The 15116-nt window shown below is 72.7% G+C and carries 13 protein-coding genes; 7 read left to right on the top strand and 6 right to left on the bottom strand.

Translation table 11 applies throughout. The features are described from left to right. Positions 1–3: 3 nt before the first annotated feature. On the top strand, positions 4–690 hold the full coding sequence (locus H305_RS0118290; protein WP_028801645.1) for a hypothetical protein: 687 nt from the start codon (positions 4–6) through the stop codon (positions 688–690). Positions 691–821: 131 nt separating this feature from the next. Here H305_RS0118290 and H305_RS0118285 read toward each other — a convergent pair whose 3' ends face one another. Next, positions 822–3128: an ATP-dependent DNA helicase gene (locus H305_RS0118285; protein ID WP_028801644.1), complete on the bottom strand. Its 2307-nt coding sequence runs from the start codon at positions 3126–3128 to the stop codon at positions 822–824. Next, positions 3125–4108 (bottom strand): aldo/keto reductase, encoded by a 984-nt coding sequence (locus H305_RS0118280; RefSeq protein ID WP_028801643.1) that lies wholly within the window; start codon positions 4106–4108, stop codon positions 3125–3127. Before H305_RS0118280 ends, H305_RS0118285 begins: the two co-directional genes overlap by 4 nt. A gap of 152 nt (positions 4109–4260) precedes the next feature. Between H305_RS0118280 and H305_RS0118275 the strand changes: the two genes are divergently transcribed. Both H305_RS0118275 and H305_RS0118270 read left to right on the top strand, forming a co-directional pair. Further along, entirely contained in the window at positions 4261–5316 is a 1056-nt protein-coding gene (locus tag H305_RS0118275; RefSeq protein ID WP_028801642.1) for an LLM class F420-dependent oxidoreductase, read from the top strand. A 225-nt stretch (positions 5317–5541) separates the two neighbouring features. Continuing rightward, the gene (locus H305_RS0118270; RefSeq protein WP_028801641.1) at positions 5542–6330 is read left to right on the top strand and encodes a hypothetical protein; all 789 of its coding nucleotides are present in this window, start codon (positions 5542–5544) and stop codon (positions 6328–6330) included. 27 nt (positions 6331–6357) lie between these two features. On the opposite strand, the gene corA is transcribed toward H305_RS0118270, so the two are convergent. Next, positions 6358–7356 carry a magnesium/cobalt transporter CorA gene (gene corA / locus H305_RS0118265; RefSeq protein WP_028801640.1) on the bottom strand — a complete coding sequence of 333 codons (999 nt, stop codon included), beginning with the start codon at positions 7354–7356 and terminating at the stop codon, positions 6358–6360. 98 nt (positions 7357–7454) lie between these two features. Between corA and H305_RS0118260 the strand changes: the two genes are divergently transcribed. The 4 genes from H305_RS0118260 (at position 7455) to mshC (ending at position 10959) form a co-directional block, all read left to right on the top strand. Then, entirely contained in the window at positions 7455–8141 is a 687-nt protein-coding gene (locus H305_RS0118260) for a histidine phosphatase family protein (protein WP_028801639.1), read from the top strand. Between the two features lie 120 nt (positions 8142–8261). Beyond that, positions 8262–8852, top strand: coding sequence for a DUF3090 domain-containing protein (locus H305_RS0118255; protein WP_028801638.1), 591 nt, complete (start codon positions 8262–8264; stop codon positions 8850–8852). After that, complete coding sequence (locus tag H305_RS0118250; RefSeq protein WP_199791424.1) at positions 8816–9634, top strand: SCO1664 family protein; 819 nt, start codon at positions 8816–8818, stop codon at positions 9632–9634. Before H305_RS0118255 ends, H305_RS0118250 begins: the two co-directional genes overlap by 37 nt. Before the next feature lie 95 nt (positions 9635–9729). After that, complete coding sequence (mshC, locus tag H305_RS0118245) at positions 9730–10959, top strand: cysteine--1-D-myo-inosityl 2-amino-2-deoxy-alpha-D-glucopyranoside ligase (RefSeq protein WP_028801636.1); 1230 nt, start codon at positions 9730–9732, stop codon at positions 10957–10959. Between the two features lie 90 nt (positions 10960–11049). Here mshC and H305_RS0118240 read toward each other — a convergent pair whose 3' ends face one another. The 3 genes from H305_RS0118240 to H305_RS46370 all read right to left on the bottom strand — a co-directional run bounded on the left by H305_RS0118240 (position 11050) and on the right by H305_RS46370 (position 15061). Next, complete coding sequence (locus H305_RS0118240) at positions 11050–11700, bottom strand: hypothetical protein (protein ID WP_028801635.1); 651 nt, start codon at positions 11698–11700, stop codon at positions 11050–11052. Between the two features lie 55 nt (positions 11701–11755). After that, on the bottom strand, positions 11756–13507 hold the full coding sequence (locus H305_RS0118235; protein ID WP_028801634.1) for a S8 family serine peptidase: 1752 nt from the start codon (positions 13505–13507) through the stop codon (positions 11756–11758). A gap of 429 nt (positions 13508–13936) precedes the next feature. Then, on the bottom strand, positions 13937–15061 hold the full coding sequence (locus H305_RS46370; protein ID WP_078629116.1) for a PAC2 family protein: 1125 nt from the start codon (positions 15059–15061) through the stop codon (positions 13937–13939). Positions 15062–15116: the final 55 nt, after the last annotated feature.

Genomic DNA, 15116 nt, shown 5'->3' with positions numbered 1-15116 from the left:
ACTATGTCTGATGCTGCGCAGCCCACCGCTGCCGAGGTACGCGCCGCCGCCGAGGCGGTCAAGACCGCGCTCGACCGCCACCTGGCCGCGGTCGAGCGCAGGACGGGTGAGGACGACCCGGCCGTCTACGAGGCGTTCAACGAGCTGGCCGCAGCGGCCGAGGAGTACGACGAGCTCCTCTACGACCGCTACGACGAGGTCACCCCCTTCGAGATCCCCGGTACCGACGACACGCTGCCGCCGTACACGGGCCCCGAGGAGCCGAACGCGCTGAGCGTGCTGATCCGCCGGGACTACGCGGTGGTGGAGCCGCAGCGGCTGCTGGCGCAGGCCCAGCGGGTGGAGGCCGTGGAGGAGGACGGGGCCACCGCGGACGCCGGCTTCGACGCGGCGTCCGGCACCGTCCATGGGGCTCTCGGGATCCTCTTCGGCGAGTTCGAACCGGACGAGATCGCGTCCCGGCACAAGGAGTTCGGCCTGGAGGAGGGCGATTCCACACTCTGGGTGACCGCCGCGGACGAACCCTCGGAGCCCGGCGAGTGGCTGGAGGCCCCCTTCGAGTCGACCGACCCGCAGCGGGTCGTCTGCCGTTTCGACGTCAGCGCGGTCTTCGACGAGGAGGTGGACGACGACCTGGAGGACGGCCTCGGCCCCCACGAGGACCTGGAGCCGCTGGACGCGGATCGCTGAGCCGGGCGCGGCACGGGAAGCACGACAGTGGCGGCCACCGGAGCCGGTGGCCGCCACTGTCGTGTGCGGAGAACGCGGGGCTGGGGCCGGGGCCTGTTGTGGCGCCCGCCCGCGGTGCCTCCCGGACGCCGTCAGCCCGCCGTCGGGACCTGCGCCTTCAGCAGCGCCGGCAGCCGCGTGGTGCGCGGCTTCTGCGGGACCTCGGCCACCGCGCGCGGCAGGGCCTGCTCCACCCCGTGGACCACGGACAGATGACGCCCGGCCCGGCCGAAGGCGGTGTACACCCAGGGCCTGGTCAGGGACTGCGCCGCGTCACCGGGCAGCACCACGACCGCGGCGGGCCAGGTCGTGCCCACCGCCTGGTGCGCCGTGAGCGCCCATCCGTGCCGCACGGACTGCTCGACCCGCTCCTTGGGCACGACGACGGGGACACCGGCGCACTCCAGGTGCAGTCCCTCGGCGTCGGCCTTCACGACGTGCCCGGGCACCGAACGGCCCGATGCTGGGGAGTAGGCGATCCGGTCGCCGGGGTCGAAGCCGCCGAAACGGCCGGGGCCCGGGTTGAGCCGCTCCTTGAGCGCGGCGTTCAGCGCGCGAGTGCCGACGGCGCCGCCGTGTCCCGGCGTGATCACCTGCGTCTGCTCGGCCGGGATGCCGATGGCACGCGGCACCGAGTCCGCGACCAGCTGCACGGTCCGGTGCACCGCTTCGCTCGCGGCGCGCACCGGGACGATCACGACCTCCTTGCCCGGCGCCTCCACCTGCAGGAGCTCACCGATCCCGATGCCGGAGACCAGCTCACCGACGGGCCCGGGGTCCGGTGTGCGCGAGGCGACCGTCGGACAGGCGTGAGCGGCGAGGAGATCCGCGAAGACCCGGCCAGGCCCCGCCGACCACAGCACTCCCGGGTCCCCGCTCAGCACGAGCCGTGCCCCGTCCGGCAGTGACTCGGCGAGCACGGCCGCAGTCTCGACGTCCAGCTGCGGCGCGTCCATGACGACGAGGAGATCCAGGTCCAGGGCGCCGTCGGCGTCCCGGCCCGGGCCCTCGGCGCCGGACAGGAGCCCCGCGACGGTGGTGACGTGGAGGTCCGGTGCCCCCTCGGGTCCGTCCCGGAGGCCGTCCTCGGCCGCCCGGGACGCGAGGCGCCGGCGGCCGTCCGGGGTGTGTGTGGCGGCCCAGCCGCGCAGGCCGAGACTCCGCACCGCGTGCAGCAGCGCCGCGACCTCGGCCCCGGAGGCGTCGCCGCCGGTGTGAAGCACCAGGCCGTGGCCCGCGACCGCGCGGATCAGCTCCGCGGCGGAGCGTGGCGCCGACGCGGCGGCGTGCTCCCAGTCGGCGGCCGGACCGTCGTCCTTGGGCAGGGAGTTCATCACCCGGGCGAGGCCGTCGGCGAGGCTCTCCTCGGCCAGCGCGTACCGCTCCAGGCCGATGAGGACGCGGACCGGGCGCTCCTCGGGCTCCTCGGTGTCCTCCTGGGCGGGGGACGCGGTGTCGAGGGCGTCCTGGAACACCAGGGCGTCGCCCTCCGCGAGGGCGCTCTGCACGGCCGCGTCCGGGTCCGGTACCGAGCGCTGGGTGAGCGCCGCGGTCAGGGCCGGGGCGTCGAGGGCGGTGTGCCCGGCGAGGGCCGCCTGCTCCAGGAGCCACACGGTCAGCGCCCGGCCGCGCCGCTCGTCCTCGGGGCCGCACTCGGCGCCGAGCAGCGCGCGGGCGAACCCGTCGGCCTGCTCGGGCCGCACCCCGGCGACCCGCAGCAGCTGCCACGGGTCCTCGCGCAGCCGCCGGTCGGCGTCTTCGCCCAGGACGGCGGCGACCTGTGGTGCGAGCGTGTCGGGCGCGCCGGCGGTGGTCAGTACGGCACGCACGGCCGCGACGGCCTCCGGTGCGGCGGCCGCGGGCGAGGTGGACGACGTGGTCACGGGCTGGGGCCGCCGCTCCGGCTCCGGGACGACGACCCTGCGGGGCGCGGGCTCCGGATCGTGGAACGCGCCGGCCACGGGCTTCTCGCCGCTCTCCACGGCCCGGACCGCGGCGAGCAGGTCCGCGGCCTTCCCGCTGAGCTTGCCCCCGGCCTCGACCGGCCCCTGCCTCTCGGCCTTGCGCCGCTCGATCCGCTCCCGCTCCACCCGCTGGGCGGCCAGCTCGGCCTCGGCCTCGGACAGCTGCGGCGCGTCCCCGGAGGCCGCGGAGCCCCCGGCACCGCTCTCGCCGTCCGCGGAGCTCTCGACGTCCCCGTCCGCGGAGGTCTCGGTGTCGTGGTCCCCGCGTCCGGCGGAGTCGCCGTCCGCTGCCCCGTCCTCGGAGGGAGCGTCCGTCTCCTGCCCGGTGGCCCCGGCGTCGGCGTCGGCGCCGTCGGCCTGCGGGGTGTCGCCGGCCGTGTCCGCGCCCGGCGTCCCCGGCCCGGTGTCCTCCGTGGTCTCGGGCTCCGTGCTCACAGCGTGCTCCAGTCGTGATCGGGATAGTGGTGCACCGGCGCCGACACGTCGTCGAGCGCCCGGCAGATCTCGTCAGGAAGACTAAGGGTCTCCACTGACAACGCGGCCGTGAGCTGCTGCGCGTTGCGTGCGCCGACGATGGGCGCGGCCACGCCGGGCCGGTCGCGGACCCAGGCGAGGGCGACCTGGAGCGGTGTCACCGCGAGGCCGTCCGCCGCGGTGGTCACCGCGTCGACGATGCTGCTCGCGGTGTCGTCCAGGTAGGGAGCGACGAACGGGGCGAGGTGCTCGGAGCCGCCCCGGGAGTCCGACGGCGTCCCGCCCCGGTACTTGCCGGTGAGCACCCCCCGGCCGAGCGGCGAGGAGGGCAGCAGGCCGACGCCCAGGTCGAGAGCGGCGGGCAGCACCTCGCGCTCGACGCCCCGCTGGAGCAGGGAGTACTCCATCTGCGTGCTGGCCAGGCGGGTGCGCGCGCCCGGTGCCGCGAGCTGCCAGGTCGCCGCCTTGGCGAGCTGCCAGCCGCAGAAGTTGGACACGCCCGCGTAGCGCGCGCGGCCGCTGCCGACCGCCATGTCGAGGGCCTGGAGTGTCTCTTCGAGGGGGGTGTCGGGGTCGTACGCGTGGACGTGCCACAGGTCCACGTAGTCCGTGCCCAGGCGTGCGAGGGAGGCGTCGAGGGCGGACAGCAGATGGCCGCGCGACCCGTCGAAGCGGCGGTAGGGGTCGGGCACGCTCCCCGCCTTCGTCGAGATGACCAGGTCCCGGCGCGGCACGAGCCCTTCCATGAGGCGCCCGAGGAGATACTCCGCCTCCCCGTCGCCGTACACGTCCGCGGTGTCGACGAGGGTCCCGCCCGCTTCCCAGAACGCCTTCAAGAGGTCCGCGGCGTCATGCTCGTCGGTGTCCCGACCCCACGTCAGGGTGCCGAGTCCGATCCGGGACACACGCAGGCCGGTACGGCCGAGATGCCTCTGCTCCATGGACGCCGAGATTACTGTCCGGAACTCACGGCGTGGGGGCCCTGTGGACAACCAGGACCGGCGGTACCGCAACCCGTGCCTGCCGCGTCGTCCGGCAGCGCGCTAGGGTCTCCGGCACAAGGGACGTTACTGATCGGTAAGGGGAATCGGCCATGCAGCTCGGGATCAACCTCGGCTACTGGGGCGCCGGAATGGACGCGGACAATCTCGCCGTGGCCCAGGAGGCCGACCGGCTCGGATACTCCGTCTGCTGGGCGGCCGAGGCCTACGGCTCCGACGCGGCCACCGTGCTCAGCTGGGTCGCCGCGCAGACCGAGCGGATAGACGTCGGTTCGGCCATCTTCCAGATCCCGGCGCGCCAGCCCGCGATGACCGCGATGACCGCCGCGACCCTCGACTCGCTCTCCGGCGGGCGGTTCCGCCTCGGCCTCGGCGTCTCCGGACCGCAGGTCTCCGAGGGCTGGTACGGCGTCAAGTTCGACAAGCCGCTGGCGCGCACCCGCGAGTACGTGGAGATCGTGCGCCGGGCGATGACGCGCGAGCGGCTCTCCTACGAAGGCGAGCACTGGACCCTGCCGCTGCCCGGTGGCCCGGGCAAGCCGCTCAAGCTGACCGTGCACCCGGAGCGCGAGCACATCCCGCTGTACATCGCCGCGATCGGCCCGAAGAACCTTGAGCAGACCGGCGAGATCGCCGACGGCGCGCTGCTGATCTTCCCCTCCGCCGAGCACCTGGAGGACACCGCGATCAGGCATCTGCGCGCGGGCCGGGGGAAGGCCGGGAAGACGATGGACGGCTTCGACGTCTGCCCGACGCTGCCGCTCGCCCTCGGCGACGACAAGAACGTGACGGCGCTCGCCGACATGTTCCGGCCCTACACGGCGCTGTACGTGGGCGGCATGGGCAGCCGCAAGCAGAACTTCTACAACCAGCTCGCCCAGCGCATGGGCTACGAGAAGGAAGCCGCCGAGATCCAGGACAAGTACCTGTCCGGCGACAAGGAGGGCGCCGCCGCCGCCATCCCGCACGCGCTGATCGACCAGACCACCCTGCTCGGCTCCGTCGACCGCATCGCCGACCGGATGAAGGCGTACGCAGCGGCCGGGGTCACCACGCTCACGCTGGCTCCCGCGGGCTTCACGCTGGAGGACCGGATCGCCTCGCTGCGCGCCGGTTCCGAGGCGCTGGAGCGGGCCGGGCTCGCGTAGCGGGGACGGTGCCGGGCGCCGGAGAGTCTGCGGCCGTGGTGGGGGCTCGGGGGTCTACCCCGCCACGGCCGGCACAGGGAACAACGCGCCGCCACCCCCTTGGTTACGCGCCTGCGCCACCCAGGCCGTCCGTCGTTTGGCGGATTTGTCCGACACATCGGTTGCCGAGCCCCTGGCATCCCATTTGACTCGTTTTCTGCGGAGCCCTGCAGAGAGGTGTCAGAGATGCTTTCGGCCAAGAGTCTCTTCGAGGAGATCCTCGACAACGACGAGTCGTTCCGGCTCTTCTGCTCCATCGCCGCCAGCGGGGAAGCGCAGGGGGGCTGGGAGAACGGGCGGATCGCCGCACTGGTCCCGCCCGAACAGCGCGAGCTCGCGCCCAAGATCGCCCGGCACGGCGCCGACGAGGACAAGCACGGCAGGATCTTCGACGCGCTGATGAAGAAACGAGGTCTGCAGCCCGTGGCGGTGCCGCCGGACACCGACTACACCATGCTCCTGGAGCGGCACGGCATCGGTCTCGCCCACGAGAAGCTCAAGGGCGACCAGCCCCTCACCGTGCAGGAAATCATCACCTACCTCGCCCACAGCCGGGTCACCGAGCAGCGCGCCTCCGAGCAGATGGAGCTGCTGCGCACTCACTTCGCCGACCATCCCGACATCGGCCGCGCGGTGAGGATGATCTCCAACGACGAGGACAACCACCTCGCCTACTGCCACGAGGAGCTGCTGCGCTTCGCGTACGCGGGACACGGCCGGGCCATCCAGCGCGTGCTGCGCGAGTGCGCCCTCGCCGAGATCCGCATCTACCGCGACGTCAGCCTCGCCGTGATGGCCCACATGGGGCGCATCCTCGGCTGGTCGAGGGCCAGGGCCGCGGTGCTCGCCGCCGGCATCCGCGCCGTCTACGCGTACGAGCGGCTGGCCGGCTGGCGCCGGATGGTCTCCCTGAAGATGCCCGAGCGGCGCGACGCGCTGGGCGGCCCCGCCACGGCGGCCCCGGAATTCGCCTGAGTCCGGGCCGCACGGCCGGACCGCGCCCTACATCCAGCCCCGCCGTTTGAAGGTCCGGTACAGCAGGACCTCCAGAACGACCATCCCCAGGATCACCGCCGGGTACGACAGGAGCCAGTGCAGCTCGGGCATGTGGTCGAAGTTCATTCCGTAGATCCCCGCGATCAAGGTGGGGACCGCGGCCATGGCCGCCCACGCCGAGATCTTCCGCATGTCGTCGTTCTGCCGCACGCCCATCTGCGCGAGATGCGCCGCGAGGATGTCGGAGACCAGCCGGTCCAGGCCCTCCACGGTCTCGTTCACCCGTGTCAGATGGTCGTTGACGTCGCGGAAGAACGGCTGCGCCGTCTCGTTCACGAAAGGCACTCCCGTGCTGTAGGAGCCCCCTCCGGACAGCCGGGTCAGCGGCATCGCGAGCGGCACCGTGGCGCGGCGGAACTCCAGGATCTGCCGCTTGAAACGGTAGATCCTGGACGCGGTGTGCCGCGAGTCGCCGCCGGACGGCGAGAAGACCTCCGCCTCCAGCTCCTCCAGGTCGGTCCCCAGTTCGGTCGCCACCTCCAGATAGTGATCGACCGTGACGTCCGCGATCGAGTAGAGCACCGTCGTGGGCCCCTTGCGCAGCACCTCGGGTTCCGACTCCAGCCGCCGACGCAGGGCGGCCAGCGGTGAGCTCTTGCCGTGCCTGACCGTCACCACGAAGGCGTCACCGATGAAGACCATGACCTCGCCGGTGGACACCTCGTCACTGTCCGGCTCGTAGAAGACCGGCTTGAGGACGATGAACAGCGAGTCGTCGTACACCTCCAGCTTGGGCCGCTGGTGCGCCTTCAGCGCGTCCTCGACCGCCAGCGGATGCAGCCCGAACTCGTTCGTGACGAGGTCGAACTCCTTCTCCGTCGGCTCGTGCAGACCGATCCACACGAAGGCGTCGCCCTCGGCGCGCGCCTGCGCCAGGGCGTCGGACAGGTCCTCGGGGTCCTCCGTCCGCCGCCCGTGACGGTAGATGGCGCAGTCGACGATCACGGAGCGTATTCTCCCGCCGCCGGGGGCGCGCCGCACGCCGGCCACCGCCCCGCCCGGCCCGTCCCGGTCGCCGGGGTCCCCCGTCTACCCTGGGCCGCATGCCCACGCTGATCCTCGTCCGGCACGGACGTTCCACCGCCAACACCGCGGGACTGCTCGCCGGGTGGACGCCCGGCGTCGCCCTCGACGAACGCGGCGCCCAGCAGGCCGCGGCGCTGCCCGGCCGGCTCGCCGGGCTGCCGATCTCCGAGGTCGTCTCCAGCCCCCTCCAGCGCTGCCAGGAGACGATCCAGCCGCTGCTCGACGCCCGCCCCGGGCTGCGCGCGCACACCGAGGAGCGCATCGGGGAGGCCCATTACGGAGACTGGTCCGGCCGCAAGCTCGCCGAGCTGAAGGACGAGCCGCTGATGGAGGTCGTCCAGGCGCACCCCTCGGCGGCGGCGTTCCCCGGCGGCGAGTCGATGCGGGCCATGCAGACGAGGGCCGCCGAGGCGGTCCGCGAGTGGAACACGCGCGTGGAGCGCGACCACGGCGGGGACGCCGTCTACCTGATGTGCTCGCACGGCGACATCATCAAGTCCCTCGTCGCCGACGCACTCGGACTTCACCTCGATCTCTTCCAGCGGATCTCTGTCGAACCGTGTTCGATCACCGCGATCCGCTACACACGGCTGAGGCCCTTCCTCGTGCGCCTCGGGGACACCGGCGACTTCGCCTCCCTGGCGCCGCGCGAGGAGCCCCCGGGCGGCGACGCTCCGGTGGGGGGCGGTGCGGGCGCACCGTGATCGTCGGCCGCAGTAGGGTGAAGCGGTCGAAGCAGCACAGTAGTTGTCAGCAGGTTCTCAGCAGCCGATGCGGGCCGGTGCAGTCAGCCGGTCCGCATGCCGATCCAATGGAGACAGGACGTGTCCCGTCAGGTGTTCCTCTACGACCCCCCGGACCGTTTCGTGGCCGGTACGGTCGGGTTGCCCGGGCGCCGTACCTTCTTCCTGCAGGCTTCCTCAGGTCACCGGGTGACCAGCGTGGCTCTGGAGAAGACCCAGGTCGCAGCGCTCGCCGAGCGCATGGACGAGCTCCTCGACGAGGTCGTGCGCCGCACCGGGGGCAGCGCGCCCGTGCCGGCCATGGCCCCGACCGAGGTGTCCGACACCGCCCCTCTCGACACCCCCGTCGAGGAGGAGTTCCGCGTCGGCACCATGGCGCTGGCCTGGGACGGTGACGAACAGCGCATGATCGTCGAGGCTCAGGCCCTGGTCGAGCTGGACGCGGAGTCCGAGGAGGACCTCGCGGAGGCCGAGGAACGACTCCTCCAGGACGAGGAGAACGGTCCGCCGATGCTCCGGGTCCGGCTCACCGGAGTACAGGCCCGCGCCTTCGCCAAGCGCGCACTCGACGTCGTCAACGCGGGCCGGCCCCCCTGCCCGCTCTGCAGCCTCCCGCTCGACCCGGAAGGACACGTATGTCCGCGCCAGAACGGATACCGCCGCGGAGCGTGACCACGGCCGAGCTGCTCGCCAAGGGTGAGCTGAAGGTGCGCGGACAGATCCGTGAAGCCTCGAACGCGGTCCTGTACTGCTCCGTCTCCTACGAGGGACGCGACGCGTTCTGCGTCTACAAGCCCGTCGCCGGGGAGCGCCCCCTGTGGGACTTCCCCGACGGCACGCTCGCGCAGCGCGAGGTCGCGGCGTACGAGGTCTCCGAGGCGACCGGCTGGGGGCTCGTGCCGCCCACCGTGCTGCGCGACGGACCGTACGGCGAGGGCATGTGCCAGCTGTGGATCGAGGCGGCCCCCGAGGCCGAGCTGCTCGCCCTGGTGGACGGCGAGGAGCCCGAGGACGGCTGGAAGGCCATCGGCCTCGCCGAGGTGGGCGAGGGCCGCACGGCGCTGCTGGTGCACGCCGACGACGACCGGCTTCGGCGGCTCGCCGTCCTCGACGCCGTGATCAACAACGCGGACCGCAAGGGCGGACACCTGCTGCCCGCCGGGGAGGGCCGCCTCTACGGCATCGACCACGGGGTCACCTTCAACGCCGAGAACAAGCTGCGCACCCTGCTGTGGGGATGGGCCGGGGAACCCCTGACGGCGGAGGCGGTCGACGTGCTCGTCGCGCTGCGCGACGGGCTGCTGCCGGGGGCGCCGCTGGCCACCCGGCTGGCGGAACTCATCACCGCGAACGAGACCGACGCCACACGGGCGCGCGTGGAGGAGCTTCTCGCCTCCGGAAGACACCCGGCACCGGGCGGGGAATGGCCGGCGATCCCCTGGCCGCCGGTGTAGCGGCACACCTTCGGCCCGCGGCGCAACAGCGCCTTCCGGGCCGTGAGGCGCCGGCCGGTTCGTATACGGAACTTCCGTCCGGTTAGGCTCATGACATGCATGCCTGGCCCGCTTCTGAGGTCCCCGCCCTGCCTGGTGAGGGCCGCGACCTCCGGATCCACGACACCGCGACCGGTGGGCTCGTCACCCTCGACCCCGGTCCCGTCGCCCGTATCTACGTATGCGGCATCACGCCGTACGACGCGACCCACATGGGTCACGCGGCGACCTACAACGCGTTCGACCTCGTTCAGCGCGTGTGGCTCGACACCAAGCGGCAGGTTCACTACGTCCAGAACGTGACCGACGTCGACGACCCGCTCCTGGAGCGGGCACAGCGCGACGGCGTCGACTGGGTGGGGCTCGCCGAGCAGGAGACCGCACTTTTCCGCGAGGACATGACCGCCCTGCGGATGCTGCCGCCGCAGCACTACATAGGCGCCGTCGAGGCGATACCCGGCATCGTGCCGCTCGTCGAGCGGCTGCGGGACGCAGGAGCGGCGTACGAGCTCGAAGGGGATGTGTACTTCTCCGTCGAGTCCGACCCGCACTTCGGCCAGGTGTCCAACCTGGACGCCGCCGCGATGCGCCTGCTGTCCGCCGAGCGCGGGGGTGACCCGGACCGCGCGGGCAAGAAGAACCCGCTCGACCCGATGCTCTGGATGACCGCCCGCGAGGGCGAGCCGAGCTGGGACGGCGGCTCGCTGGGCCGCGGCCGGCCCGGCTGGCACATCGAGTGCGTCGCCATCGCCCTCGACCACCTCGGCATGGGCTTCGACGTCCAGGGCGGCGGCTCCGACCTGGCCTTCCCGCACCACGAGATGGGCGCCTCGCACGCCCAGGTGCTGACCGGCGAGTTCCCGATGGCCAAGGCGTACGTGCACGCCGGCATGGTCGCGCTCGACGGCGAGAAGATGTCGAAGTCCAAGGGCAACCTCGTCTTCGTGTCCGCGCTCCGGCGCGACGGGGTCGACCCGGCCGCCATCCGCCTGGCGCTGCTCGCGCACCACTACCGCGCCGACTGGGAGTGGACGGACGCCGTCCTGGAGACCGCCGTCGCGCGGCTGGAGAACTGGCGCTCCGCGGTCTCCCGCCCCGACGGGCCGTCCGCCGACGCGCTCGTCGAGGAGATCCGCGACGCCCTCGCGAACGACCTGGACGCGCCGGCCGCGCTCGCCGCGGTCGACCGCTGGGCCGCGCGCCAGCACGAGACGGGCGGCACGGACGAGGGCGCCCCCGGCGTCGTGTCCCGTGCCGTGGACGCCCTCCTGGGAGTGGCGCTGTAACGGTTCCCGCACCCCGAACGCGGTCGGGCGCCGGGCGGATCGATCCGCCCGGCGCCCTGTGCGTGGAGCCGTCCCCCGTTGCCGGCCGTGCTACTGCCTGTTGACGACGACGGCCTGGAGGGTGCCGGTGCCGGAGTCGTAGATCCCGATGACCTGCTGCCCGAAGGCGAAGGCTTCCCGGACCCCGTCATGCGTCACCTGGTTCGGGTTCACCAGCTGGCGCCAGGCGTTGTCGATGTACAGGTAGAGGATCGACGGCTGCCCCGGCAGCGGGGTGACGACGTCCCAGAACTTCGTGGCGATGCCGCTCACCAGCGCCGCCCGCTCGACGGCGCTCGGCAGCACGAGCGGCTGCCCCGGCTGCTGCGCCTGCTGTCCGCCGAGCTGCTGGAGCAGCTGCTGGAAGGGCTGCTGCTGGCCGAGCTGCTGGAGCTGCTGCTGAAGGTGCGGCGGAATGTGCTGCGGCGGGATCTGCTGCGGCGGGATCTGCTGCTGGATCGGCTGGCCGATGACCTGCTGGTCGTAAGGCTGCCGCATCTGCTGGCCCATGACCTGCTGGTCGTAAGGCTGCTGCATCTGCTGGCCCATGCTCTGCGGCCCGTACGGCTGCTGCGTCTGCGGGCTGAAGGGCTGCTGCTGGCCCATGCTCTGCTGCGCTCCGAACTGCTGCGGGGGAGCCGTGCTCGGGCCCTGCTGCCCGTGCTGCTGTCCCAGCCGGCTCATCTGCGGGGTGGTGCTCATACGGGTGCCACCTTCCGTCATTGGTCGAGCGTGTGTGAGCAGTGGTCGGATGCCGTCAGCCCGTGACCACCAGGCCGACGATCTCGTCGTCCGAGAACCAGACACGTACGTCGGGCCGTCCCCCCGCGAAGGCGGCGTGCACCGCCTGGCGGATCTCGGGGGACGGGTCGTTCAGGTTGCGCCATGCGCCCGCCACGTACAGCCGGAGCCTGGGCGGGACTTCGCGCGGATACGGCAGCAGCTCGTCCCAGTACCGCTCGGCCTGGCCCGAGCCGACCGCCTCCGGCAGCAGATGGGTGACCGCCGCCTTGATGTCCGGCCGGCTGCCGATCCGCTGGGAGGCGGGCCGGCCCGGCGCGTCCTGCTGCGGGGAACCAGTGGCCCGCAGCACCGCGCGGGCACGCTCCGGGGACATCGGCTCCTGGCCCGCCGCCCTGAGCATGCCCTGCAGCGCGGCCAGGGCGCCGACCACCACCGGGGAGGCGGAGGAGGTCCCGGAGAACGTGTCCGTGTACCAGGCGATCTCCTCGGCGCCGCCCTGCAGATCGCCGGGCCGGTCCCAGAAGCCGCCGGTGGTCGTCACCTCGCGTCCCCAGCCCTGCGCGTCCACGCGCGCCCCGTAGTTGGAGAACGCGAGCCGTGAACGGTCCGGCCCGTGGTCGCGGCCGTGCGTGCCGGGCGGCGGCGCGCCCGCGCCGACCAGGACCGCGCCGGAGGACTGGTTGGAGGGGTTGAACGGATTGCGCCACCACTCCGGGAATTCGGCGGGGCGGCGCTCGTACAGCGCGTCGTCGAGCGACTCGCCGCCGTTGCCCGCGGCCGCCACCACGACAACGCCCTTGGCGGTCGCGTACCGGATGGCCGCGAAGTCGTCCGGCCACCACTCGACGGCGATGTAGCCGCGCTGGTCGTCGCGTTGCTCGAAGTCGAACCGTGGCCCCGGGGTGTGCAGTTCGACCAGCAGGACGTCGCCGGGGCCCAGCCGGTCGGCCGCCGCGTGGATCGCCGCCGCGGTGCCGCCGGGCTGGAAGGACGCGGCGGCCGTCACCGCGTCGGGCACGATGCCGGTGATGCCGTGGTCGTTGCGGTCGCCGCCGATCACCCCGATGACGGCGGTGCCGTGGTTGCGCCAGGCCACGTCCTGCAACGGGGTGCCGACGACGACTCCGGCGAGCTTCGCCGCCAGGTCCTCGTGACCGAGCTGCCAGGCACCCTCCACGTCGATCACCGTCACGCCCTGACCCGTGCCGCCCGGCCGCTGCCAGGCCCAGTACGCGTCGATGCCCTCCGGCGCCGGACGCAGATAGCCCTGACGGCTGGTGAAGTCGGGGGTGATGGGCGCCCCTTCCTTCAGACGGCGGCTCTCGTCCGTGCCGTCGTCGGTCCACCCGGCCGGGCCCGCCGAGGCGGGTACGGCACCGGGCTTCACATACGCCGTGTCGATCTCCGGCAGCGCCGCGATCCTCGAGCGCAGTTCCTGGGCCCGGCTCGCGCCGCCGCGCACCCGGTAGAACAGCGCGAGGTCGGGCCCGCTCTCGGCGCCCGGTGCCATGGACTGCTGGTGCAGCCGGTCCTCGCTGCCGAACAGCGGCTCCAGGACGAGCTGTTCGTCGCTGAGGAACATGTTGAGGGCCGAGACGTCGGCGCCCACCGCCGAGCGGACGCCCTCGGCCCGGGCACGGAGCCGGGCCTCGGGACGTGCGACGACGATCAGCTCCTGCTCGGCTCCTCGGTAGGTGAATCCCGCTCCGTCGGGCCCCGGCCCGGAGGTCCCCGGGCCCTGCGCCGGCTGTACCTGGTCGGTCATCGCGTACCGCTCCCTTCGATCCCTGCGGGTACCGGTCCCTGCGTGTGCTGTGCAGTGCGCTGTCCTGTGCGGTGCCGCGCCGTGCCGCTGTCCTGCCCTGGGCCGTCCGCTGTCGCGGGGCGACGCTTCGCCGTGTCCCGTCCCCGGGCCGCGTCTTCGGGGCACAACCTGGCACGCCCACGGCGACTCGTCCACCCCGTCTTCGCCAACTTGGTTTGAAAACAAGTTGAATTGGGAAACCTGTGCAATCTGCCTGGAAACATCTGTCCCGTCGTAATCCGGCCAAAGGGTGCCGAGGCGTACGGCAACTGCCGTGGTGTCAGGGGTGTTTGTGCCGTGCGCCGACCCCGGGGACGACCGAGGGGCGGTGCGCCTGATGCGCACCGCCCCTCCTGGCCGGTCGTGCGGGAGCGTCAGCCCCGGGGACGGTCAGTCCTCCGAGGAGTCCTCGGACGAGTCGCCGTCCGTGTCCCTGCCCGCGTCCGGACCGGTTTCAGCGGCGGAGTCGGATCCGGATTCCGAGCCGGAGTCCCCGGCGGATCCCGATGGCGGACCGGCGTCCGTGGCGGAGTCCGCACCGGGGCCCGCGTCGGCGTCCGTCTCCGGACGCAGCGGCTTCGGCGGCCGGGTGCGGCCGGCGGTGCCGTCCCGCAGGAACGACGCGGCCTCGCCGCCCTCCGTGGCGTGACCGCCGGCCTGTGCCGTCGGACCGCCGCCGTCCCGTCGGCGCAGATAGCGCTCGAACTCGCGGGCGATCGCCTCGCCCGAGGCCTCCGGCAACTCGGCGGTGTCCCGGGCCTCCTCCAGCGTCTGCACGTACTCGGCGACCTCGCTGTCCTCGGCGGCCAGCTGGTCCACGCCCAGCTGCCAGGCCCGCGCGTCCTCGGGCAGTTCGCCCAGCGGGATGCGCAGATCGATGAGGTCCTCCAGGCGGTTGAGGAGGGCCAGCGTCGCCTTCGGGTTGGGCGGCTGCGACACGTAGTGCGGCACGGCCGCCCACAGAGACACCGCGGGGACGCCCGCGTGCGTGCACGCCTCCTGGAGGATGCCGACGATGCCCGTGGGGCCCTCGTACTTGGTCTCCTCCAGGTCCATCGTGCGGGCCAGGTCGGGGTCCGACGTGACCCCGCTGACCGGCACCGGACGCGTGTGCGGGGTGTCACCGAGCAGCGCGCCCAGGATGACCACCAGCTCCACGCCCAGCTCGTGCGCGAAGCCGAGGAGTTCGTTGCAGAACGAGCGCCACCGCATCGACGGCTCGATGCCGCGGACCAGCACCAGGTCGCGCGGCTTGTCGCCACCGACCCGGACCACCGACAGACGCGTGGTCGGCCAGGTGATCTTGCGGACACCGGCGTCCAGCCACACCGTGGGACGGTTCACCTGGAAGTCGTAGTAGTCCTCCGCGTCCAGCGCCGCGAAGACCTCGCCCTTCCATTCCTTGTCCAGATGCGCGACAGCCGTGGAGGCGGCGTCGCCGGCGTCGTTCCAGCCCTCGAACGCGGCCACCATGACTGGGTCGATCAGCTCGGGAACCCCCTCCAGCTCGATCACCCAGCGCCTCCTTCCGACGTGCCCTCGCGTACGCCCCAACCTTACGGCGTGCCGA

Origin of the sequence: Streptomyces sp. 142MFCol3.1 (assembly GCF_000424945.1) — a bacterium.
Lineage (GTDB): Bacteria > Actinomycetota > Actinomycetes > Streptomycetales > Streptomycetaceae > Streptomyces > Streptomyces siamensis.
The sequence above is the reverse complement of the archived record's forward strand: the minus strand, read 5'-3'. Positions and strand labels throughout refer to the sequence as shown.

Bases quoted from the DNA above. Each gene is read 5' to 3' on its own strand.
- H305_RS0118290 (WP_028801645.1), top strand. From the start codon at position 4: ATGTCTGATGCTGCGCAGCCCACCGCTGCCGAGGTACGCGCCGCCGCC.
- H305_RS0118280 (WP_028801643.1), bottom strand. From the start codon at position 4,108: ATGGAGCAGAGGCATCTCGGCCGTACCGGCCTGCGTGTGTCCCGGATC.
- H305_RS0118275 (WP_028801642.1), top strand. From the start codon at position 4,261: ATGCAGCTCGGGATCAACCTCGGCTACTGGGGCGCCGGAATGGACGCG.
- H305_RS0118270 (WP_028801641.1), top strand. From the start codon at position 5,542: ATGCTTTCGGCCAAGAGTCTCTTCGAGGAGATCCTCGACAACGACGAG.
- H305_RS0118260 (WP_028801639.1), top strand. From the start codon at position 7,455: ATGCCCACGCTGATCCTCGTCCGGCACGGACGTTCCACCGCCAACACC.
- H305_RS0118250 (WP_199791424.1), top strand. From the start codon at position 8,816: ATGTCCGCGCCAGAACGGATACCGCCGCGGAGCGTGACCACGGCCGAG.
- mshC (WP_028801636.1), top strand. From the start codon at position 9,730: ATGCATGCCTGGCCCGCTTCTGAGGTCCCCGCCCTGCCTGGTGAGGGC.
- H305_RS0118240 (WP_028801635.1), bottom strand. From the start codon at position 11,700: ATGAGCACCACCCCGCAGATGAGCCGGCTGGGACAGCAGCACGGGCAG.
- H305_RS0118235 (WP_028801634.1), bottom strand. From the start codon at position 13,507: ATGACCGACCAGGTACAGCCGGCGCAGGGCCCGGGGACCTCCGGGCCG.